The organism is Glutamicibacter uratoxydans (genome assembly GCF_006539925.1).
Taxonomy (GTDB): domain Bacteria; phylum Actinomycetota; class Actinomycetes; order Actinomycetales; family Micrococcaceae; genus Glutamicibacter; species Glutamicibacter uratoxydans.
In genome coordinates this window covers 30,434-51,023 of the sequence record NZ_BJNY01000023.1, presented here as the reverse complement: position 1 = coordinate 51,023, position 20,590 = coordinate 30,434, and the positions used below count along the sequence as shown (strand labels likewise).

Genomic DNA, 20,590 nt, shown 5'->3' with positions numbered 1-20,590 from the left:
AGCAATGCTTTGAGGCGGCGCCCTTTTAAGCTGTTGCAGCTGCCGGTGTTCAGCCGCGGGCCCGGCAGATCTCATCGATCTGCTCGATGCACGGCTCGTTCTGCAGGCTCGTGGTGTCTCCCAGCGTGCTGCCCTCGAAGAGCTGGGTCAGCAGGCGGCGCATGATCTTCCCCGAACGGGTCTTGGGCACATCGGGGACCAGCACGATGTCCCGAGGCTTGGCGATCGGGCCGATCTGCTGGGTGACGGCCGCGCGCAGCTGGCCGATGAACTCCTCCCGGCGCCGCGCCGTATCGGCATCCGGCTCAAGGGAAATCAGCGACTTATCCAGCGGCACCACAAATGCGGTGGCGGCGTGGCCGGTCTTCGCATCAGGGGTCGGGCAGACACCTGCCTCCACCACGCCCGGGTGGGTGACCAGCGCCGATTCGATCTCGATGGTGGACAGCCGGTGGCCCGAGACGTTGATGACGTCGTCGGTGCGGCCCAGGATGTAGATATCCCCGTCCTCGTCAAAGCGGGCCCCATCACCGGCCAGGAACCAGCCCTGGTGAACATACTGCTGCCAGTAGCTGGTGTAGTAGCGCTGCGGGTTGCCCCAGACAGTGCGCGCCATGGCGGGCCCGGTCTGGGTGATGACGATATTCCCCTGGGTCTGCGGGGCAACGCGCGCGCCCGCCGCGTCCACGATGTCCACGCTGAGCCCGGGCAGCGCACGCGAGGCGCAGCCCGGCTTGAAGTGCTCGTCGGTGGGCAGCGGGGAGAGCACCGTGGCCCCGGATTCGGACTGCCACCAGGTATCCACCATCGGGATGCCCGCCGGGGTGTCGCGGCCCACCTGCTCGCGCAGCCAGCGCCAGGCCTCGGGGTTCACCGCCTCGCCCACGGTGCCGCCCACGCGCACCGAGGACAGGTCGTAGTCTGCCGGAATGCCTTCTGGGAACCAGCCCATCAGCGAACGCACCAGGGTCGGTGCGGTGTAGTAGCTGGTGACCTTGTAGCGCTCGATCACCTCGAAGTGGCGGCCCGGATGCGGGGCGTTGGGCACGCCCTCGTAGATGACCTGGGTGGCGCCGTTGGCCAGCGGGCCGTAGATCTCATAGGTGTGCGCGGTGACCCAGGCCAGGTCCGCGGTGCACCAGTGCACATCCCGGTCGCGCTGGGCGGGATCCGGGTTGGCGAAGAGCAGGTTGTAGCTGAGCGCGGTCTGGGTCAGGTAGCCGCCGGTGGTGTGCACCAGGCCCTTGGGCTGCCCGGTGGTGCCGGAGGTGTACATGATGAACAGCGGGGTTTCGGCGTCGAAGAATTCAGGGCTGTGCTCGGTGCTCTGGACATCGACCAGCTCGTGCCACCAGAGGTCGCGTCCCTGAATCCAGGGGATCTGATCCCCGGTGCGTCGGATTACCAGCACGTTCTGGATGCTGTTGTCCCCGGCGACCGCCGCATCGGCATTCTGCTTGACCGGGACGCTGGCGCCGCGGCGGAACTGCCCGTCGGTGGTGACCAAAAGCTTGGCGCCGGTGTCTTCCACACGGAACTTCAGCGCCTCGGCGGAGAAGCCGCCGAAGACCAGCGAGTGGATCGCGCCGATGCGGGCGCAGGCCAGGGTGATGACCACGGTTTCCACCAGCACCGGCAGGTAGATCACCACGCGGTCGCCCTTGGTGATGCCCAGCTGTTCCAGCGCGTTGGCCGCCTGGCTGACCCGCCGCTGCAGGTCGGCGTAGGTGATGGCCTGGCGGTCTCCTGGTTCGCCCTCGAAGTACAGCGCCACCTTCTCCCCATGGCCAGCGGCCACATGGCGGTCGGCGCAGTTCACCGCGGCGTTGAGCTTTCCGCCCAGGTACCAGGAGATCTGCGGTCCGTGCTGGGCCTGCGGGTCTGCCGGGATGATGCTGCTGGTGGTGTGCCAGCGGGTGTCCCAGTCGAGCAAGTTGGCTGCCTCGTCCCAGAATTCTTGGCGGTGCGCCTCGTCGAGTACGGCGGCGCGGGATGCTAGTTCGGTGCTCATGGCCCGGCTCCTTGAATATTGCGTAGGTGGTTGGTTCGGCGGTGCGCCGGGCCTAGGTCCAGCGGCGGATGGCCCAGCGTTCTGCCAGCGAGATGAGCGCGTCGGTGATCTTGCCGAAGATCGCCAGCAGGATGATGGTCAGGATCAGCCGGTCGATGCGCCCGTTGTTCTGCGAGTCGGTGAGCAGGAATCCCAGGCCCATGGAGGCGCCCAGCAGTTCGGCGGCCACCAGGAACAGCCAGGCCTGGGCCAGCGCCAGGCGCAGCCCGGAGAAGATTGCGGGGACCACGGCAGGCAGCTGCACCGTGCGCAGCAGCTTCAGCCCCTTGAAGCCGAAGGCGCGCGCCGCCTCCACCAGCTGCGCGTCGACATGGCGCAGGGCCAGGGACACGGTGGTGAACACCGGGAAGAACGCGCCGATGATGATCAGCGTGACCTTGGAGTCCTCGCCCATCTTCATCCACAGCACCAGCAGCGGCACCCAGGCCAGGGACGGCACCGCCCGCAGCGCGCCGATGCTCAGGCTCAGCAGCGCGTCGGCCAGCTTCGACAGGCCGACCAGCGCGCCGAAGACAAGCCCGAGCAGCGAGCCGATGGCAAAACCGAGCAGCACGCGCTGGGTGGAGATGCCGATGTGCTTGCCCAGGTCCCCGCCTTCCAGCAGCTCGCCGGCGGCGGCGATGACCGCTCCCGGAGTGGGCAGCGACCAGGGAGCGACGATCCCGGTGGTGGTGACGAACTGCCAGATGCCCAGCAGCGCCACCGGCAGGATGAGCGAAAGCAGCCACTTGGGGGCGCGCAGGATCACTTCGCCGAGCCCTGCCTTCTTGGGGCGCTGGGAGCCGGCGCGGTCTGTGGAAAGTTGAGGCGCGGACATGGGGATTACTCTCCGGAGATCTTCTTGGCGTCGGCCTTGGCGGCGAACTGGCCGTCAACCAGCGTGGCCAGGGCCTGGTCGACCTTGTCCTGCGAGGCGACGTCCTTGTTCTCCACCAGGGTCGGGCCGATGTTCTTCAGCACCGTGGTGAACGCTTCGGACGGTGCGCCTGGCACGTCCAGGTTGGAGCGTTCGGTGATGACGGTTTTCGCCACGTCCTTGTCCAGGCCCGCGGCGTCAGCCAGGATGTCTGCGGTTTCTTCAGGATGGGCTGCCGACCATTCGCGGGCCTTCTGGTAGGAGTCGACCACCAGCTGGGCCAGCTCGGGGCTCTTCTGGATGAAGTCCTCGCGGGCGTTCAGTGCACCATAGGTGTTGAAGTCTAGGTTGCGGTAGACCAGCTTGGAGTCTTCCTTTTCTGCGGTGGCCATGATCGGGTCAAGGCCGGCCCAGGCATCCACCGAGCCGTTGGACAGCGCGGTGCGGCCGTCGGCGTGCTGGATGTTCTGCAAGGTGATGTCCTTTTCGCTCAGCCCGGCTTCTTTCAGAGTCTGCAGCAGGAAGAAGTACGGGTCGGTGCCCTTGGTGGCGGCCACGGACTTGCCCTTGAGGTCCTTGGGCGAGGCGATGTCCGAGTCCTTCTTCACCACCAGCGCCGACCATTCCGGCTGGGAATAGAGAGCGATGGTCTTGATCGGGGAGCCATTGGACCGCGCCAGCAGGGCGGCGGACCCTGCGGTGGAGCCTACCTGCACCGCATCGGCGCGCAGCGCCTCGTTGGCCTTGTTGGATCCCGCCGACTGGATCCATTCGACGCTCACGCCCTGCTGCTTGGCTGCGTCATCCAGCCAGCCCTTTTCCTTGAGGACCAGGCTCAACGGGTTGTAGGTGGCGAAGTCGATGGACAGCTTCTGGTCTGCGGAGGAGGCTGCGGCGTTTTCGCCAGCGCAGCCGGAGAGTGCCACGGCGCCTACTGCCAGGGCTGCCAGGGACAGTGCGGTGCGACGGGTGAAACGGGTCGAAAGCATAGAAATTCCTTGAATTGTGCGTGCGAATGCGGCGGCTGGGGTGAACAGCCGAAGAAAAAGGGGTGCGTGTATTAGTGATTTGCCGGGTCGACGCCCAGCAGGCGCAGCAGATGTGCGCGGTGTGCGATGAAGTCCTCGGCGCTGTGGCTGCGCGGGTGGGCTGCGTTCAGCGCAAGATCCTCGACGACGGTGGCACCGGGTGCGTCTTCGGTGCGGCCCAGCACCACGATGCGGTCTGCCAGGTTCAGCGCCTCGTCCACATCATGGGTCACCATCAGCACGGTGGTGGGGAAGGAAGCGTGGATCGAGAGCAGCAGGTCCTGCATGTTCATCCGGGTCAGCGCGTCCAGAGCGCCAAAGGGCTCGTCGAGCAGTAGCACGCCGGGGCGGCGGGCCAGTGCCCGGGCCAAGGAAACGCGCTGCGCCATGCCGCCGGAGATTTCCCGGGGGCGCAGCTCTGCTGCGTGGGTCAGTCCCGTCAGCTCCAGCAGCTCGTTGATCAGCGCGGCTCCCGCACCCGCCTCGGTTTTAGGGGCGAGCCCCAGCGCAATGTTCTCGCGCACCGAACGCCAGGGCAGCAGGCGCGGCTCCTGGAAGGCGACGGCGCACAGTTCATTGATGCCGTCGACCTGGTGGGCACCGGTGGAGACAATGCCTGTAGATGGCGCATCCAGCCCGGAGACCGAGCGCAGCAGCGTTGACTTTCCGCAGCCGCTGGCGCCGAGGATCACTACGACCTCGCCGGCGTTGATGTGCAGGTTGACGTCGCGCAGCACCGTGCGTGATTCCTTCTTGGTGCTGAAGGTGCGTGAGACATTGGCAAAGTTGACGTCCAGCGCCGTCGAGGTGCTGGCGGCGACGTCGGTGTGCGGCAGGGCGTAGGCAGTAGCCATGATCATCTCCATCGGTCCTGGCGGTAGCACCGGCCGTGAACATGTTGTTCATCGGTGGTTGCTGCGGCGTCACAGAGCCAGATCTCTCGGCCGCTCGGGATGGTTACACGTCCATTACATGGTGTCGAACGTTTTTATTGCAAATCGGATGTAACATGAAAAATATTCGATGCCAGCGCGTAATATGTGGAAAATTTCGTGTTTTATTTCATTCAATGGCTGTTTGCTCGATACTTTGAGATCTGCATGGGGCATCTTCGGAGCATCGCGCTGAGCATTGTTCAGTTGGTGAATCAACTCCGGTGCGCAGGACGGCGAAATATGACATTGGGACTTGGACGCCGCAGATTGTTACGGCTACAAATAGTAGCGACCCATCCAGAGCGGCCGAGAGATCTGGCTCCACGACGCCGCAGCAACCACCCAACCGGGCCGGTGCTACCGCCAGGATCGATGGAAAGAAAGAGGACTTCTGCATGTCTTTTGGTGAAACCGGGAACAGCCTAGACCTGGATTTCAACGCCTTGAGCAATCCCCACAACGGATCCGCGCTCGATCTGGACCAATTCTCCGAGGAACGTCCAACCCGCCAGCTGCTCAAGGTCACCCCTGGTCCCGGCGCCGACGAAGACTACGAACGCCTCGCCGCGATCTTCCGCCCGGTTTTCGCCCAGATTGCCGCCGGGGCCAAGGACCGCGACCGCAACCGCATCCTTCCCTTTGAACAGGTGGGGCTGCTGAACCGCGAGCGCTTCGGCGCTCTGCGCCTGCCCGTCGCCGACGGCGGCCACGGAGCACGGCTCAGCGATGTCTTCCGCCTACTGATCGAGCTGTCCGAGGCGGACTCCCACATCGGCCAGCTGTGGCGCGCCCACATTGCCTTCGTCGAGGACGTGCTGCGCCTGGAAGACGCCGAGCTGCGGGCCAAATGGGTCGCCCGCATCGCCGCCGGCCAGATCATCGGCAACGCGTACACGGAAAAGGGCGGCAATGCCCTGGGCTCGCTGAACACCAAGGTCAGCCAGGTGGACGGCCGATGGGTGGTCAACGGCGAGAAGTACTATTGCACCGGCACCATCTTCGCTGACTGGACCACCGTGGCGGTGGCGCACCCGGAGCTTCCCGGCCGCCAGATCGCCCTGGTTTCCACCCAGCACAGCGGGGTGAAGATCCTCGATGACTGGGACGGGTTCGGCCAGGGGCTCACCGGCACCGGCAGCACCGTGTTCCAGCAGGTTCCGGTGGACAGCTTCATGCCCGAGGACGCCAATGACCCGGAGGCCGCCATCTTCCAGCTGGTGCTCATGGCGGTGCAGGCAGGCATCGGCCGTGCAGCGCTGAACGACATGCGCGCCTCGGTGCAGGCCCGCACCCGCAGCTTCTCCACCGGCACCGGGGTCCCGGTGCACCGCGAACCGCAGGTGCTGCAGCTGGTCGGCGAGGTCTCCGCGGAGATCTTCGCCGCGGACGCTGTGGTCATGGGGGCGGTGCTTGAGGTCGAATCGGCGCTGGCAGATCCCTACCTGAACGCCGAGGAGCGCTTTGCCGTCTGCGAGCTGGCGGCCAACCGCGCGCAGACCATCGTTCAGCCGCTGGTCATCAGCGCCACCAGCAAACTCTTCGATGGGCTGGGCGCTTCTTCGACGCGCAGCAGCTGCAATATGGACAGGCATTGGCGCAATGCCCGCACCATCGCCACCCACAACCCGGCCATCTACAAGGCGCGCATCGTGGGGGACTACGAGATCAACGGGGTCCAGCCCCAGCGCCTGTCGGTCACCGGCGACCTGTCCTCGCCCCATCAGGGCTTTGGGCTGTAAACACCACAGATTTTTCTTCACACAACGAACGGGGCACATCAATGAGCCAGAACCAGCCAACTGAAAAGCAGCGGGAAATCCTCTTCAACGCTTTCGATATGAACTGCGTTGCCCACCAGTCTCCGGGACTGTGGCGCCACCCGCAGGACAAGGCCTCGGACTACAAGACCATCGGCTACTGGACCCACCTGGCCAAGGTGCTGGAAAAGGGGAAGTTCGACGGCCTGTTCATCGCCGACGTGCTGGGCACCTACGACGTATACAACGGAACCAACGAGTCTCCGCTGCGCACCGGCGCCCAGGCCCCGGTCAACGACCCGTTCCTGCTGGTCTCCGCCATGGCCGCTGTCACCGAGAACCTCGGCTTCGGTGTCACCGCCGGCACCGCCTATGAGCACCCGTACCCCTTCGCCCGCCGCCTTGCCACCCTGGACCACCTGACCAACGGCCGCGTGGGCTGGAACGTCGTCACCGGCTACCTGCCTTCGGCCGCCCGCAACATGGGCCAGGAAGACCAGATGGAGCACGACGAACGCTACAACCACGCCGACGAATACCTCGAGGTCGTCTACAAGCTGCTCGAAGGTTCCTGGGAAGACGACGCGGTGCAGGCGGACAAGGAAACCGGGATCTACACCGACCCTGCCAAGGTGCACTCCATCAACCACGAGGGCAAATACTTCAAGGTTCCGGGCATCGCCATCACCGAACCGAGCACCCAGCGCACCCCGGTGATCTACCAGGCGGGCACCTCGCCGCGCGGCCTGAAGTTCGCCGCGGAAAACGCGGAGGCGGTCTTCGTGACCAGCCCGACCAAGGAAATCCTCAAGTCCACCGTGGCCAAGATCCGCGACCACGCAGAAGCCGCCGGCCGCGACCGCTACGACATCAAAGTCTTCGCGATGCAGACCATCATCACCGCCGAGGATTCGGCGGCCGCCCAGGCGAAGTATGAGGACTACAAGTCCTATGCAGACATCGAAGGCGCCATGGTGCTGATCTCCGGCTGGATGGGCATCGACCTGTCCACCTTCGACCCGGACCAGCCCATCGGCAGCGACGTGAAGTCCAATGCCATCCAGTCCTCGGTGGCCACCTTCCAGAAGGCCAGCGGCGACGAGGGCAACCCGTGGACCGTGCGCCAGCTGGCCGAATGGGTCGGCGTGGGCGGCTTCGGCCCGATCACCGTCGGCTCCGGCGCAGAGGTCGCAGAGAAGCTCATCGACTGGGTGGACTACACCGATGTGGACGGCTTCAACCTGGCCTACGCCATCACCCCGGGCACCTTCGAAGACGTCGTCGAGTTCGTGGTTCCCGAGCTGCAGGCCCGCGGCGCGTACAAGACCGACTATGTGGAGGGCTCGCTGCGCAACAAGCTCTTCGGCGCCGGCGACCACGTGAAGCAAACCCACCGCGCTGCCAAGTACAAGATCTCCAATCGCGTGGCGGCCCAGGCGTAGCCGCCGCCCCTCAAGCGCAACGACAGCCCGAGAACCTTCTGTAAAGAAGAAGGTGCTCGGGCTGTCGTGGTTTCGGCTAGTGGATGGGCGTGCCCTTCGCATCAAGGACCCACCAGACATCTTGGGCTGCCTGGCTCTTGGTGTCTCCGGCCTTGGAATCCGAGGCGTAGTAATACAGCGGCCAGCCGTTGAGGGTCAGCTGCTCCTTGCCATTGGTGCCGGTGATGGTTCCCAATTTACCGGTGATGCCCTGGGCATTCTTCAAGGAATCCCCGGTCGCAGGAACTGGAGGCCAGGCATCCAAGCAGGTACCGGTGCATGCTGATTTTCCGGAGTTCTGCGTGTCCTTGTCGAACTGGTACACGCTCATTCCGCGCTGATCCACAACGATCTTGCCCAGAGCGCTGTCTGCTGTGCTCAGCATGGCGCCGGTGTCATTGACGCTCTGGCTTTTGGATGGCGTTGCGGCGCCGTAGCCGTTGCCGCCAGAGGTTGATTGGCTGGCGGATGGTGCATCAGACTGCCCCGAACATCCGGTCACGGCCAACATGAGGGCCGCTGCGAGTGCTGCGGCGGAAGCTAGTTTCTTGCTCATGAGCTACTCCTTGGTCCAACGGTGCGTTCGGGAGGAACGCGGCTGCCGTTCTGGAGTTAACACGAGAACAGGGTCTCCTCGGTTCAATGTCCGGTCAAGAATTTTTGGGAATTTGTTTCAGTGGAGCGCTAAATACCGTCGTGCCATCTGCCAATTGGACGCTGACCACGGCAATATCATCCAGCTGCATCGAGGTTGCTGCTGGCACCGTGACATTCTGGCCGGGGACATACTTCCAGCTGGCGCTCTTGCTCTGGTCGCCTTCGCGGTTTTGGACCACCAGAACATAGCTCTGTTGGGTCTCGGCGCTGTTATAGCCGGCCGCCGGAGGATAGTTGCAGTTGATTGTCAGCGCAGTACCCCACTTCTTCGGTTCAAATCCAACGTTGACCGCCATGTCTTGGGTTGTTGCAGGCGTTAATGCAAGGGTCTGCACTACCGGGGATGACGCGGGGGCGCTGTTCACCAGGCTTCCCAGCCCTATTCCTGCGGCAAGCAGCATGACTGCAGCCAAGGCAAAGTACAGCCTGCGCCGTGCAGGCTTCTTGGTTTTCGTGGGCTGGGCTTCAGGCGCGGAAGCGCCGGCAGCCGGAAGCGACACAGCAGATACTGCGGGGGCGGACAGCAGGTCATCCGGCGGGGCGATGCGGGCCATCATCGGCGGCACGGTGCTCAAATCGGCGAGGGAGCTCTGGCATTCCTGGCACGTCTTGAGATGCGCTTCGAAACGCTGCCGGTCTGCGGAATTCAGCGCCCCGAGCATATAGGCGGCGTCCCATTCGCTCAGTGATTCATGCTCGTTCATCGCCCTACCCCCTTTTCCTCCAAGGCCAATTTCAACGATCTCATGCCATAGTGCAGCCGCGACTTCACGGTCCCGGAAGGGATAGCCAAGTCTGCGGCAATCTGCTCAACACTGTGCGCGTAATAGTAGGCGCGGACGACTACTTGCCGATGGTCTTCGCTCAGGCTGGACAGCGCTTCCCTGACCAGCAGCTCGTTGAAGATCTGGTCGGCTTGGTCCGCCACCGATTGTTCTGGAAGCTGTTCTGCCGCGAATTCATGCTGCGAGTAGCCGCTGCGTGACTGGTCGATCACCAGATTTCGGGCCACGGTGAAGAGCCAGCCGCGTAATTGCTCGGGCGGCTCGTCAAGCAGATGCGGGTGCTGCCAGACTTTCAGCAGCGTTTCCTGGACGATGTCCTGGGCGCGGGCATTGTCCCTGGTCAAAGAGCACGCATAGCGGTGCAGCGACGGGGCATGAAGCTCCTGCAGGCGGTTGAAGGCCTGCTGTCGTTGGCCTAGATCCACATCATGCCTCCGGTCCTTTTCCGCGCTTCGTCTCAGCTTTCCCATGCATGCAACACGAGGCAGCAGAACAAAAGGTTCACTGTGCGTGCAGTTTTCTTCAGGCTTGTTGCCTATGGATTGACGAAAGAAAATCCCGCGGCCCCTGCAGTTTTCCACCACAGGGGCCGCGGAATGAACAATTCGGCTACTTAGTCGGCTTGACCACCATGGCGGATCCGCCGCCGCGGCGGGTAGGCTCGGCAGCCGCGGTCAAGGTGCCGTCGGGGTGGATCTCAACGGCTTCCACCGCGCCGATTTCTGCCTGCGGGGTGAAGGAATCTCCCGCGGGGGTCAGTTTGTGGCCCAGGGCTTCAAGGGCTGGCCCGTAGGCGTCGATGAACTCAGGTTCGGCGGTCACCGCTGCGGTGTTGCGCTGCGAAGCGCGCGGAGCGGCAATGGCCTGGCTGATGTCCATGCCCAGATCAACGCGGTTGACCAGCGTCTGCAGCACGGTGGTGATGATCGTCGAGCCGCCCGGCGAGCCAATGGCGAGCATTGGTTCTCCGTCGTTCAGGACAATGGTGGGAGACATGGACGAGCGTGGGCGCTTGCCCGGGTCAATACGGTTCGGATCAGCTGGATCGTACACCGTGGAGAAGTCCGTGAGCTCGTTGTTCAACAGGAAGCCGCGGCCCGGAACTACCATTCCGGATCCGCCGGTCTGTTCAATGGTCAAGGTGTAGGAAACGACGTTGCCCCACTTGTCGACCACGGACAGATGGGTGGTGGAAATGTTCTCGGTATCGGTTTCCTTCACCTCATCGCTGGTGCCCGCCGGGCACACGCCGTCGTAGTTCTCAACATCGCCAGGAGCGACAGGCTTGACTGCCGCCTGATCGGGATTGATCAGGCAGGCGCGCTCAGCGCCGAAGAGCTTGTCGGTCAGGGCCTTGACCGGAACATTGACGAAGGCTGCGTCGCCGACGAACTTCCCGCGGTCTGCATAGGCCAGCGCGGTGGATTCCAGGTAGTGGTGCAGCGCGGAGGTCTGCTGCATGCCTGCAAGGTCGAACTCGCCGAGGATGTTCAGCGCCTCGCCCATGGTGGTGCCGCCGGAGGAAGACGGCGCCATGCCGAAGACGTCGAGCCCGCGGTAGTTGACCTTGGTGGGAGCCTGTTCGGCGACCTTGTAGGAGGCAAGATCTTCGGCGGTGACATAGCCTGCCGGCACCGGAAGATCGGTGGCATCATTTTTCGGCGGTGCTTGGACCGTCTGGGCGATCTCGTCTGCCAGATCCCCGGTGTAGAAGGCCTTCGGCCCCTGCTTGGCCAGCAGCCTGTAGGTGTCTGCGAGGTCCGGGTTTCGGAAGAGTGTGCCGACTTCAGGTGCGTCGCCTCCGGGAAGATACAGGTCGCTGGTTGCATCGAAGGCTTCGAAGCGCTTCTTGTTGTCCAAAGTTTGTTCGCGGAACGTCTCGTCAACGACGAAACCGCGCGAGGCAATCTGGGTGGCAGGCTTCAGGACCTGCTTCAAGCTCTGCGAACCCCACTTGTCCAGGGCGCGCTGCCAGGTGGCAAGGGTGCCTGGCACGCCTACGGACACGCCGCTGGTGACCAGTTCCGGGGTGAAATTGTAGGGCTTGCCGGTTGCTGGATCGATGAATGCATCATGCGGCATGCCAGCCGGGGCGGTCTCGCGGCCGTCAATGGTGCTGACCTTGCCGGTTTTTGCGTTGTAGTACATGAAATAGCCGCCGCCGCCGATTCCTGCGCTGTATGGCTCGGTGACGCCTAGCGCCGCCGCGGTGGCTACCGCGGCGTCCACCGCATTGCCGCCCTTGCTGAGCACTTCGATGCCTGCGGCGGTTGCTTCTGGGTCCACTGATGACACCGCGCCGCCGGTTCCCTGGGCGGTGGGTGTCTTCTCTGTATGCCGCGGGTCGGCAGTTGCTGGCAGCGTAGCAACGCTGCCCAATCCTAGGGCGAGGGTGGCGGCGCAGGCCAGCACCCGGAAAGCAGGTCGAGACATACCTAGTTCTCCTCTAGAAGGTGGGGGATGAGTATGCGTCAATCTACGGCAGGGGCTGACCGGTTCATTTGTGTGACACGCGCCACGCTGGTTTCATGTGGGAATGATTCATTGCCGATCGCGCCGGGTTATATGAAAAACCCATGCTTTACTAGGCGTTATCTGGTTCAAGTGGGAATGCAATATTAAGCGCGGCCCCGGCTGAGATCAGCCAGGATGCAGCCAACGATTTCTTCGGGGCTTTCCTCGGCGGTAATTCGCTGTTCAGCTACGAAATCCAGCGGCTGCCAGCCGTGGTACCAGCCGCGCATGTCTTCACTGCTGAAATCCTTGGCTCTTGCCCTCGACTCATAGCGCAGCGCTGTTTGTTCAAAGTCGAGATCGAATGCGTAGAACCAAGCATTTGAGGAGTGCTGGGCGATCCTCTGGAGCATTCGCGAATAGCGCGAGGCGTTGAAGATCAAGAATGACGGCATGCCCCTGCGTCAGGCAGTGTTTCGCGGCGGCTTTCATTAGCTGCGCATGGGCCATGCCGCGCTGGTCTGGTTCGCGGTAGACGGCCCAACAAAAGTGGTCTTGGGCGAGCACCGCAGCCAGAGCTCCGAGTTCTCGCTGAAGCAGTGAGGCAATGGTGCTTTTCCCCGAGCCGGAGTTTCCCCTCAAGACAATGAGCGAGGCCACGGGGCCGACTCCTCTTTGTCGATGTCTGAACGTGATGCTGGCGCACTGGGCCTGGTACTTAGAGTACGCCAGCATGGTTTGGGCGGTGGCCAGGTGAAAACCTACTGGTCCAAGGCGTTCTTGATGACCTTGCCCAGAGAAGTCGGGGCATGGCCGATCAGCTGTGCAAGCTGGCCGGTGTTTACCTCCAGTGCGCCCTCGCTGATGCGCACATCGGTGTCCACCAGGATGTCGGCGAAGACCGCGGGGACACCCGACTGCTCGTAGATGTCAACGAGTGTTTCGGGATCCATCTGCTTGTAGCTGACGTCATGCCCAGCGGCGGCAGATACCGCACCGGCAAGCTGGGCCAAGGTGAAGGGCTTGTCGGATCCCAGTTCGTAGATCTTTCCCGCCTGGGGCTCCTCAGCGAGCAGCACGGCCGCGGCGGCTTCGGCGAAGTCTGACCGCGCGGCGGCGCTGATCTTTCCGTCGCCCGCGGCGCCGAGGATCACTCCGCTGTTCAGATAGCCCATGATCTGGTCGGTGTAATTCTCCGTGTACCAGCCATTGCGCAGCAACACGTAGTCCACCCCGGAAGCCGCAAGCGCCTGCTCGGTGGCGACATGCTCGGCGGCAAGCTTCATGCCGCCGGTGGCCGCATTGGCAATGGAGGTGTAGGCAATCAGGGACACGTTGACCGATTTTGCGGCGTTGATGACGTTTTCATGCTGGGCAATGCGCTGCCCGACCTCGCTGCCCGAAATCAGCAGCAGCTTGTCGGCATCTTCCAAAGCTGGAACCAAGGTCGCCGGCGCGTTGTAGTCGGCGACTCGAGTCTGGACGCCCTTGGATGCCAGCGGAGCCAATTTCTCCTCGGAGCGGCCAATGGCAATGATCTGGCCGGCATCAGCACCTCGTTCCAGCAGGGCATCGACGACGAGGTTTCCAAGCTTTCCGGTGGCACCGGCAATTGCGATCTTCATGATTTCCCTTCGTAGGTATCCACTGGTGCCAACCAAACAGGACCCCCGGCAATTCCCGGGGCGGAAAATTATCAGCAGTCCGGCCGCATGATCACCGATTCATTGAACAGTTTCAAGGAATCGCTGGATTTCGCGTCATCTAGCGACTTGTGACAGTTCGTTACGAAGACTGTGACGTGTTTAAGGCGTGTCAAGATTCTGAATATTACTTCGTGACGGTTCTCTTACGTAACTCTTGGCTTGAACCCGACCTACGTTTCACACTTGAATTGTCCGGCCGGTAATGCCGGACACCACACCATCCAGAGCGACTGAGAGACCTGGCTCGTTGAAGTCGCAGCAACCATCACGTTTTCGTGAGCGGTGCTAAGGCCAGGACCGATGGAGATTGCTAGATTTCGCAACGGTCCACTGCAGCGGCAGAGCTCTACCTTCAACGAGCCCGCCGCCAGCACCAAGGACCAACGAACTTCAGGCGTAATCCTCGGGCACATACCGAGAGGAAACAGTACGATCATGCGCAACTCGCACCTGAGCCTGAAAGTCACGGCGCTGCTGGCAGTCCTAGGCTTGTCCCTGACCGCCTGCGGCACCAACAACAGCGCGGCGCCAGCGGCCGATGCAGCCCAGAACTCCGGCGCCCCGGTAGAGGGCGGCACCTTCACCTACGCCGAAGTCACGCCGATCAACAACTGGCAGACCCAGGCGGCCCGCTTCTACGAAAAAGCCAATGTGCTCAACTCGGTGCTCGACCGGCTGACCTACTTCGATGCTGAATCCGGCAAGCTGGTCGGCTGGATCGCCAAGGACTTCACGGCGAACAAGGACCAGACCGAATTCACCTTCACCATCCGCGACGGCGTCACCTTCTCCGACGGCAGCAAGCTCGACGCCCAGGCGGTCAAGCTGAACCTGGACGCACTGGGCCTTGGCATCAAGGACGCGCAGATCGCTCCCAACGTCGACTTCGGCGCGTACAAGTCCGCCGAAGTCATCGGCAAGGACAAGGTCAAGGTCACCCTGAAGCGCGCCGATGCGAACTTCCTGCGCTCCACCTCCTCGGTGGCCGCAGGCCTGGTCTCGCCCAAGACCCTGAAGCTGGACAATGCAGGGCAGTCGGCGATCTCCAAGATCGTCGGCTCCGGACCCTTCGTCTTCGAATCCGAGAAGCCTGATGAAGAGGTCGTCTTCACCAGCCGCGACGACTATGCCTGGGCGCCGGAAACCGCTGCAAACCAGGGCGACGCCTACCTGGACAAGCTGGTTATCAAGTACCTGCCCGAGGTGGCAAGCCGCGCCGGCGCCGCCCAGTCCGGACAGGTCGATCTGGTCCGCGGCCTGCAGCCGGTGGACGAGCAGGTGCTCAGCGCCAACGGAGGACAGGTCTTCGCCGCCCAGGGCGTGGATTTGACCACCAACCAGGCTGCGGTCCGCATCGGCTCGGGCAAGCTGGCCGACGTGAAGGTCCGCCAGGCGCTGCAGGTGGGCATCGACCGCCAGGCCATCAAGGACACTGTGCTTTCTGACAGCTACGTGCTGGCCGGATCGATCCTCAACCACAAGGCCCCCGGCTTCGTTGACCTGTCGGCAGACCTTGCCTACAACCCCGAGAAGGCCAAGCAGCTGCTGGATGAGGCAGGCTGGAAGCCCGGCGCCGACGGCATCCGCGAAAAGGACGGCAAGAAGCTGGAACTGACGGTGTCCACCTCCAACAACTCCGTGGTGATCAAGCCCGCCTTTGAATTGATCGAGCAGCAGTGGCGCGAACTCGGGGTGAAGCTGGTCAACCGCGCCGCCGACAATACCTTCCTTGCCAACGCGTTGGTGGATGACAAGATCGAATTCTTCGGCACCCGCCAGTTCGCCTATGGCGGCCTGGGCCCGGTCTACGCGCCGGCCAACAACACCCAGACGCTGAACGCGGATGAGCAGCTGAACAAGCTCTTCACCAAAGAGCAGGCGGCCACCAGCGAAGCCGAACACCTGAAGCTGGTCGGCGAGGAACAGCGCGCACTGGTTCTGGACAAGGCGCTGACCCTGGTGCTGTGGGACGAAGTGCAGGTCTACGGCGGCAGCAAGAACGCCCACGTCGAGTTCACCTCCGGCACCGCACCGATCTTCCAGGGCGCCTGGAAGGCCGAGGGCTAGGAGCCGGCATGGGTGGATACGTCGCCAAAAGAATCGGCCAGGCGCTGCTGGTCATCTGGCTTGCCTACACGCTGGTGTTCCTCGCGGTTCAGGCCCTGCCGAACGACCCCGTCACGATCTTCCTGAACTCGGACTCGGCGGCGGACCCGGCAACCATTGCGCAGATGAAGGAATACTACGGCTATGACCAGCCGCTGGTCATCCAGTACTTCACCCAGCTGCTGGGCCTGCTGCGCGGAGACCTGGGCTATTCGCTCTCCAGCGGCTCGGACGTAACCACCCGCATCGGCGAGGTCGTGGGATCCACCCTGGTGCTCGCCGGCAGCGCCTTCGCCGCGGCGGTCGTCCTGGCCCTGGCCCTGACCGCAGCGGCGACCCTGGCCCGCGGGGCCAAGCTGCGCAGCGCGCTGCTGAACCTTCCGCCGCTGATGGTCTCCATCCCGGTGTTTTGGCTGGGCCTGGTGCTGCTGCAGCTGCTGGCAGTCCAGCTCGGGGTGATGTCGCTGTTCCCGGATGACTCGTTCATGTCCCTGGCGGTGCCGATCTTCGTGCTTGCCGTGCACCTGAGCGCCCCGATTGCGCAGGTGCTGATCAAGAGCGTGCAGGAGGTCAATGCGCAGCCGTTCATCGACGTGCTGCGGGCCAAGGGCGCCAGCGAATCCTGGATCTTCTACCGCCACACCCTCAAGAACGCGGCCCCGGCCGCCCTGTCCATTGCAGGCATCACCATCGGCACCCTGCTGGCCGGCTCGGTCATCACCGAAACCGTGTTCGCCCGCGCCGGGCTGGGCCAGCTGATCCTGCAGTCGGTCACCGTCCAGGACATCCCGCTGGTCCAGGGCCTGGTGCTGCTGACCGCGGTGGTCTTCACCGCCGTGAACCTGGTGGTGGACCTGGTCCACCCGCAGCTGGACCCGCGCATCATCACCGCCCGCGCTGGCTCGCCCCGCGCGCTGAGCGCCTAAGGAAAGGGAAGACCTATGAGCATCGTTGCAGACCGCGTCGACGCGGAAACCGCCGCCGCACAGGCTCCCGCCGATTCCGACGGCGAGCGCAGGGCCCCGGCGCTGCTGCGCTGGGCCGCCCGCTGGTGGGTGCTGGTTCCGCTGGCGATCCTGCTGGCCTGGGCGCTGGCGCCTGCCCTGTTCACCGGGCAGGACCCGATCACCGGCGTGCCTGCAGACAAGTTCTCCGCGCCCAGCGGCGCACACCTGTTCGGCACCGACCACCTGGGCCGCGACGTCTTTACCCGCGTGGTCTATGGAACCCGGCAGACCCTGCTCACCGCGGGCCTGGCCTGCCTGGTGGGCAGCGTGGTCGGCACCCTGCTGGGCCTGCTGGCAGGCATCGCAGGACGCTTCGCGGATACCGCCGCCATGCGCTTTGTGGACATCATCCTGGCGGTGCCGGGGTTCTTGATCGCGCTGATTCTGGTCACCGCCACGCAGCCCGGCCCGCTGTCGCTGGGACTGGGCGTGGGCATCGCCTCCATCGCGGCCTTTGCCCGGCTGGTGCGCACCGAGGTGCTGCGCGTGCGCTCCCGCGACTTTGTGCAGGCGGCGCTGATGAGCGGCGGCGGCTACTTCACCGTGCTGCGCCGGCACATCCTGCCGCATGTCATCGGCCCGGTGCTCTCGCTGATCGCCGTGGACCTTGGCGCCGCGATCCTGGCGATCTCCGGTCTGGGCTTCCTGGGCTTCGGCTCGCCGCCGCCGACTCCCGAGTGGGGCCTGCTGATTTCCGAGGGCCGCCAGTACCTGTCGGTGGCCTGGTGGCTGACCACCCTTCCGGGGCTGGTCATCGTCGCGGCGGTCATGCTCACCGCCGCCCTGGGCCGCGGCGTGAACAAGGCCTTCCGCTTCTAGCCACGAACTCTCTGCGAACGGACACGAACCATGAATGCACAGGACACCGGCGCCAATCCGGTCATCCGGATTGAAGACCTGCGGGTGCAGTATGCACAGGGCACGGTTGCCGCGAAGGGCATCAACCTTGAAATTCCCGCGGGCCAGATTGTCGCGGTCGTCGGCGAGTCGGGCTCCGGCAAATCCACGCTGGCCAAGACGCTGATCGGCCTGCTGCCGGAAGGAACCAGCTGCACCGGCAGTGTGCGTTTTGGCGGTACCGAGGTCACCGAGCTGAAGCTGCACCAGTGGCGCAGCATCCGCGGCGCGGGCATCGGGCTGGTGCCGCAGGATCCCGGCGCTTCGCTGGACCCGGTCAAGACCATCGGCTCGCAGCTGATCGAGGTCTTCCGGCTGCACCCGAGCCGTTCGGTGCCCAAGGACCAGTGGCGGGCCAAGGCCATCGAGCTGCTGCACAGCGTGGGCATCGACCGGGCGGAGAGCAGGCTGTCCCAGTACCCGCATGAGCTGTCCGGCGGGCTGAAGCAGCGCGTGCTGATCGCCATCGCCTTTGCGCTGGATCCGCAGCTGCTGATTGCCGACGAGCCGACCAGTGCCCTGGATGTTACGGTGCAGCGCACCGTGCTGGAGACCTTTGTCTCTCTGGCCCGGCAGAAGGGGACCACGGTCCTGTTCGTGACCCACGACCTGGCGGTGGCCACCGACATCGCCGACCGGGTGCTGGTGATGAACTCGGGCCGGATCCTGGAGGACCGCAGCGTCGCACAGCTGGTCTCCAGCAGCACCGACCCCTATACCAAGGCGCTGCTGGACCAGGCCTATGCGGTCAACGAGCGGCAGGAGGCTCCGGCGGCCGGCACCCCGGTGATCACCGTGCAGGGCCTGGGCAAGGTCTTCGGGAAGGGAGCGGCGGCGCACCGGGCAGTGTCCAATGTGTCATTCCAGATTCAGCGCGGAACCACCTTCTCGCTGGTCGGCGAGTCAGGCTCCGGGAAGTCCACCACCGCGAAGATGGTCATGGGCCTGCTGGAGGCCAGCGAAGGGAGCATCAGCGTCAACGGCCTGGCCGTGGACGGCATCCGCGGCAAGGCGCGCTATGACCTGTGGCGCGAGGCCCAGCTGGTCTACCAGAACCCCGACTCGGCGCTCGACCCGCGCCAGGCCATCGAGTCGATCATCGCCGAGCCAATGGTGAACTACAAGCTCGGCGACGCCGCCTGGCGCGCGAACCGGGTGGCCCAGCTGATGGAGCAGGTCAGCCTCGATGCCTCCCTGGCCGCCAAGCGCCCCGGCCAGCTCTCCGGCGGCCAGCGTCAGCGCGTGGCCATCGCCCGGGCGCTGGCCAGCGGGGCCAAGATCCTGGTGCTTGACGAGGCGCTGAGCGCACTGGATGTGCTCACCCAGGAACAGATCCTTGCGCTGCTCGCCCGCCTGCAGGAAGAACAGTCGCTGACCTACCTGTTCATCTCCCACGACCTGCACGTGGTGGAGCGCATCAGCCACCGGGTGGGCGTGATGCGCCGCGGAGAGCTGGTGGAAACCGGCACCGCTGAAGAAGTCTTCGCCAACCCGCAGCACGAGTACACCCGCACGCTGCTGGCCGCCAACCCCGGAACCGTGCTGCGCGAGCTTGCCGGCACCCGCAGCGCCTGAAATTTTCCAGACCCCTCACCAGTGAAAGAGACGCCATGAGCACCGAAGTCCTAGACACAGTCCCTACCGCCTACAGCGGCGGCGAAGCTGACTATCAGCAGCTGGAAGCCCGCTTTGCGCAGGTTTTCGAGCGCATCGGACGCGGTGCGCGCGAACGCGAACAGCACCGGGTGCTTCCCTTCGAGCAGGTGCAGTGGCTCAAGGACGCGGGGTTCACCACGCTACGCGTGCCGGCCAGCCACGGCGGAACCCCGATCACCCATGAGCACCTGTTCCGCCTGCTGATCGAGCTGGCGGCCGCGGACTCCAACGTCGCCCACCTGCTGCGCAGCCACTTCTCCTTTGTGGAGACCATTGCCCTGCAGCCCAAGGAATTCCAGGACCGCTGGTTCCCGCGTGTGCTGGCCGGCGAGATCTTCGGCAATGCCGCCACCGAACGCGGCGGCAACGCGCTGGGCAGCACCAACACCAAGCTGGTTCAGACCGGTGCGGGATGGGTGCTGCGCGGCGAGAAGTACTACACCACCGGCTCGATCTTCGCCGACTGGGTCGTGGTCATGGCCACCACCGAGGGCGTGGAAGGCCGCCAGTACGCCATCGTGGACCGTCATGCCGCGGGCGTGGAAATCCTCGACGACTGGGACGGATTTGGCCAGCCGCTGACCGGCACCGGCACCGCAGTCTTCACCGATGTGGCCGTCGAGGAAGCGAACATCATCCAGCGCAAGGTCGCCTCCACCCTGGAGCCCGCCTTCTTCCAGCTGTGCCTGCTGGCGGTGCTCGTGGGCATTGGCATCGCGGCGCGCAACGAGGCAGCGCAGATCGTCGCAGCCCGCACCCGCACCTTCAACACCGGCTCCGGCGCCCTGTTCAAGGACGACCCGCAGATCCAGGAACTGGTGGGCCGCCTGGCCGCCAACGTGTTCGCCGCGCAGTCCATCGTGGTCGCCGCGGCCCGCGACCTGGATGCGGCGCTGGACCCGGCCCTGGGCCTAGACGCCGAGGCGGCCTTTGTCCGCGCCGAAATCGCTGTGCAGCAGGCCCACGTGGCGGTGCCGAAGCTGGTCCTGGATGCCACCAGCGAACTGTTCGACGTCACCGGCGCCTCCGCGGTGTCCACCTCCAAGTCGCTGGACCGCTTCTGGCGCAATGCCCGCACCGTGGCCACGCACAACCCGGTGGCCTTCAAGGCCCGCTCGGTGGGCGACTACTTCATCAACGGCACCATTCCAACCGGCCTGAACTCCATCGGCGAAGCAAAGGGAGCAAAATAAC

Annotated in this window: 18 protein-coding genes and 3 riboswitches; of the genes, 7 read left to right on the top strand and 11 right to left on the bottom strand. The window is 64.3% G+C overall.

All coding sequences use genetic code 11. The features are described from left to right. Nucleotides 1-49 precede the first annotated feature (49 nt). The 4 genes from acs to AUR04nite_RS15980 all read right to left on the bottom strand — a co-directional run bounded on the left by acs (nucleotide 50) and on the right by AUR04nite_RS15980 (nucleotide 4,809). Entirely contained in the window at nucleotides 50-2,011 is a 1,962-nt protein-coding gene (acs, locus tag AUR04nite_RS15995) for an acetate--CoA ligase (protein WP_141366995.1), read from the bottom strand. Nucleotides 2,012-2,063: 52 nt separating this feature from the next. Then, nucleotides 2,064-2,888 (bottom strand): ABC transporter permease, encoded by an 825-nt coding sequence (locus AUR04nite_RS15990; RefSeq protein WP_141366993.1) that lies wholly within the window; start codon nucleotides 2,886-2,888, stop codon nucleotides 2,064-2,066. 5 nt (nucleotides 2,889-2,893) lie between these two features. Further along, complete coding sequence (locus AUR04nite_RS15985) at nucleotides 2,894-3,916, bottom strand: aliphatic sulfonate ABC transporter substrate-binding protein (RefSeq protein WP_141366991.1); 1,023 nt, start codon at nucleotides 3,914-3,916, stop codon at nucleotides 2,894-2,896. Nucleotides 3,917-3,987: 71 nt separating this feature from the next. Further along, on the bottom strand, nucleotides 3,988-4,809 hold the full coding sequence (locus tag AUR04nite_RS15980) for an ABC transporter ATP-binding protein (protein ID WP_141366989.1): 822 nt from the start codon (nucleotides 4,807-4,809) through the stop codon (nucleotides 3,988-3,990). A 5-nt stretch (nucleotides 4,810-4,814) separates the two neighbouring features. Continuing rightward, nucleotides 4,815-4,915: riboswitch (SAM riboswitch) on the bottom strand. Between the two features lie 265 nt (nucleotides 4,916-5,180). Next, nucleotides 5,181-5,269: riboswitch (SAM riboswitch) on the top strand. Nucleotides 5,270-5,285: 16 nt separating this feature from the next. Here AUR04nite_RS15980 and AUR04nite_RS15975 point away from each other — a divergent pair. Continuing rightward, nucleotides 5,286-6,629 carry an acyl-CoA dehydrogenase family protein gene (locus tag AUR04nite_RS15975; RefSeq protein ID WP_141366987.1) on the top strand — a complete coding sequence of 448 codons (1,344 nt, stop codon included), beginning with the start codon at nucleotides 5,286-5,288 and terminating at the stop codon, nucleotides 6,627-6,629. A gap of 41 nt (nucleotides 6,630-6,670) precedes the next feature. Continuing rightward, a complete protein-coding gene (locus AUR04nite_RS15970) occupies nucleotides 6,671-8,089 on the top strand; it encodes an LLM class flavin-dependent oxidoreductase (RefSeq protein WP_141366985.1) in 1,419 nt (472 codons plus the stop codon). Nucleotides 8,090-8,165: 76 nt separating this feature from the next. Here the strand turns inward: AUR04nite_RS15970 and AUR04nite_RS15965 are convergent, their stop codons facing one another. The 7 genes from AUR04nite_RS15965 to AUR04nite_RS15940 form a co-directional block, all read right to left on the bottom strand. Then, nucleotides 8,166-8,684, bottom strand: coding sequence for a COG4315 family predicted lipoprotein (locus tag AUR04nite_RS15965; protein ID WP_141366983.1), 519 nt, complete (start codon nucleotides 8,682-8,684; stop codon nucleotides 8,166-8,168). A gap of 94 nt (nucleotides 8,685-8,778) precedes the next feature. Beyond that, a complete protein-coding gene (locus tag AUR04nite_RS15960; protein ID WP_141366981.1) occupies nucleotides 8,779-9,489 on the bottom strand; it encodes an anti-sigma factor family protein in 711 nt (236 codons plus the stop codon). Further along, nucleotides 9,486-9,995 carry a sigma-70 family RNA polymerase sigma factor gene (locus AUR04nite_RS15955; RefSeq protein WP_246055565.1) on the bottom strand — a complete coding sequence of 170 codons (510 nt, stop codon included), beginning with the start codon at nucleotides 9,993-9,995 and terminating at the stop codon, nucleotides 9,486-9,488. Before AUR04nite_RS15955 ends, AUR04nite_RS15960 begins: the two co-directional genes overlap by 4 nt. Before the next feature lie 184 nt (nucleotides 9,996-10,179). Then, complete coding sequence (gene ggt / locus AUR04nite_RS15950; protein ID WP_141366975.1) at nucleotides 10,180-12,003, bottom strand: gamma-glutamyltransferase; 1,824 nt, start codon at nucleotides 12,001-12,003, stop codon at nucleotides 10,180-10,182. 185 nt (nucleotides 12,004-12,188) lie between these two features. Continuing rightward, entirely contained in the window at nucleotides 12,189-12,479 is a 291-nt protein-coding gene (locus AUR04nite_RS17985; protein WP_170184247.1) for a P-loop NTPase family protein, read from the bottom strand. After that, nucleotides 12,373-12,759 (bottom strand): AAA family ATPase, encoded by a 387-nt coding sequence (locus AUR04nite_RS18555; RefSeq protein ID WP_141366973.1) that lies wholly within the window; start codon nucleotides 12,757-12,759, stop codon nucleotides 12,373-12,375. Before AUR04nite_RS18555 ends, AUR04nite_RS17985 begins: the two co-directional genes overlap by 107 nt. A 26-nt stretch (nucleotides 12,760-12,785) precedes the next feature. Further along, nucleotides 12,786-13,649 (bottom strand): SDR family oxidoreductase, encoded by an 864-nt coding sequence (locus tag AUR04nite_RS15940; protein WP_141366970.1) that lies wholly within the window; start codon nucleotides 13,647-13,649, stop codon nucleotides 12,786-12,788. A 295-nt stretch (nucleotides 13,650-13,944) separates the two neighbouring features. Beyond that, nucleotides 13,945-14,037: riboswitch (SAM riboswitch) on the top strand. Between the two features lie 128 nt (nucleotides 14,038-14,165). Here AUR04nite_RS15940 and AUR04nite_RS15935 point away from each other — a divergent pair. From AUR04nite_RS15935 to AUR04nite_RS15915, 5 genes are read left to right on the top strand one after another with little or no spacing between them, the layout of a single operon-like run. After that, a complete protein-coding gene (locus AUR04nite_RS15935; RefSeq protein WP_141366967.1) occupies nucleotides 14,166-15,797 on the top strand; it encodes an ABC transporter substrate-binding protein in 1,632 nt (543 codons plus the stop codon). 8 nt (nucleotides 15,798-15,805) lie between these two features. Further along, on the top strand, nucleotides 15,806-16,762 hold the full coding sequence (locus tag AUR04nite_RS15930; RefSeq protein WP_141366964.1) for an ABC transporter permease: 957 nt from the start codon (nucleotides 15,806-15,808) through the stop codon (nucleotides 16,760-16,762). Nucleotides 16,763-16,777: 15 nt separating this feature from the next. Next, nucleotides 16,778-17,662, top strand: coding sequence for an ABC transporter permease (locus tag AUR04nite_RS15925; protein WP_141366961.1), 885 nt, complete (start codon nucleotides 16,778-16,780; stop codon nucleotides 17,660-17,662). Between the two features lie 30 nt (nucleotides 17,663-17,692). After that, on the top strand, nucleotides 17,693-19,315 hold the full coding sequence (locus AUR04nite_RS15920) for an ABC transporter ATP-binding protein (protein WP_141366958.1): 1,623 nt from the start codon (nucleotides 17,693-17,695) through the stop codon (nucleotides 19,313-19,315). Nucleotides 19,316-19,350: 35 nt separating this feature from the next. Then, on the top strand, nucleotides 19,351-20,589 hold the full coding sequence (locus tag AUR04nite_RS15915; protein ID WP_141366954.1) for an acyl-CoA dehydrogenase family protein: 1,239 nt from the start codon (nucleotides 19,351-19,353) through the stop codon (nucleotides 20,587-20,589). Nucleotide 20,590: the final 1 nt, after the last annotated feature.

What these genes read in the sequence shown, in the direction of transcription:
- acs (WP_141366995.1), bottom strand. Translation starts at nt 2,011, where the DNA reads ATGAGCACCGAACTAGCATCCCGCGCCGCCGTACTCGACGAGGCGCAC.
- AUR04nite_RS15990 (WP_141366993.1), bottom strand. Translation starts at nt 2,888, where the DNA reads ATGTCCGCGCCTCAACTTTCCACAGACCGCGCCGGCTCCCAGCGCCCC.
- AUR04nite_RS15985 (WP_141366991.1), bottom strand. Translation starts at nt 3,916, where the DNA reads ATGCTTTCGACCCGTTTCACCCGTCGCACCGCACTGTCCCTGGCAGCC.
- AUR04nite_RS15980 (WP_141366989.1), bottom strand. Translation starts at nt 4,809, where the DNA reads ATGGCTACTGCCTACGCCCTGCCGCACACCGACGTCGCCGCCAGCACC.
- AUR04nite_RS15975 (WP_141366987.1), top strand. Translation starts at nt 5,286, where the DNA reads ATGTCTTTTGGTGAAACCGGGAACAGCCTAGACCTGGATTTCAACGCC.
- AUR04nite_RS15970 (WP_141366985.1), top strand. Translation starts at nt 6,671, where the DNA reads ATGAGCCAGAACCAGCCAACTGAAAAGCAGCGGGAAATCCTCTTCAAC.
- AUR04nite_RS15965 (WP_141366983.1), bottom strand. Translation starts at nt 8,684, where the DNA reads ATGAGCAAGAAACTAGCTTCCGCCGCAGCACTCGCAGCGGCCCTCATG.
- AUR04nite_RS15960 (WP_141366981.1), bottom strand. Translation starts at nt 9,489, where the DNA reads ATGAACGAGCATGAATCACTGAGCGAATGGGACGCCGCCTATATGCTC.
- ggt (WP_141366975.1), bottom strand. Translation starts at nt 12,003, where the DNA reads ATGTCTCGACCTGCTTTCCGGGTGCTGGCCTGCGCCGCCACCCTCGCC.
- AUR04nite_RS17985 (WP_170184247.1), bottom strand. Translation starts at nt 12,479, where the DNA reads ATGCCGTCATTCTTGATCTTCAACGCCTCGCGCTATTCGCGAATGCTC.
- AUR04nite_RS18555 (WP_141366973.1), bottom strand. Translation starts at nt 12,759, where the DNA reads ATGCTGGCGTACTCTAAGTACCAGGCCCAGTGCGCCAGCATCACGTTC.
- AUR04nite_RS15940 (WP_141366970.1), bottom strand. Translation starts at nt 13,649, where the DNA reads ATGAAGATCGCAATTGCCGGTGCCACCGGAAAGCTTGGAAACCTCGTC.
- AUR04nite_RS15935 (WP_141366967.1), top strand. Translation starts at nt 14,166, where the DNA reads ATGCGCAACTCGCACCTGAGCCTGAAAGTCACGGCGCTGCTGGCAGTC.
- AUR04nite_RS15930 (WP_141366964.1), top strand. Translation starts at nt 15,806, where the DNA reads ATGGGTGGATACGTCGCCAAAAGAATCGGCCAGGCGCTGCTGGTCATC.
- AUR04nite_RS15925 (WP_141366961.1), top strand. Translation starts at nt 16,778, where the DNA reads ATGAGCATCGTTGCAGACCGCGTCGACGCGGAAACCGCCGCCGCACAG.
- AUR04nite_RS15920 (WP_141366958.1), top strand. Translation starts at nt 17,693, where the DNA reads ATGAATGCACAGGACACCGGCGCCAATCCGGTCATCCGGATTGAAGAC.
- AUR04nite_RS15915 (WP_141366954.1), top strand. Translation starts at nt 19,351, where the DNA reads ATGAGCACCGAAGTCCTAGACACAGTCCCTACCGCCTACAGCGGCGGC.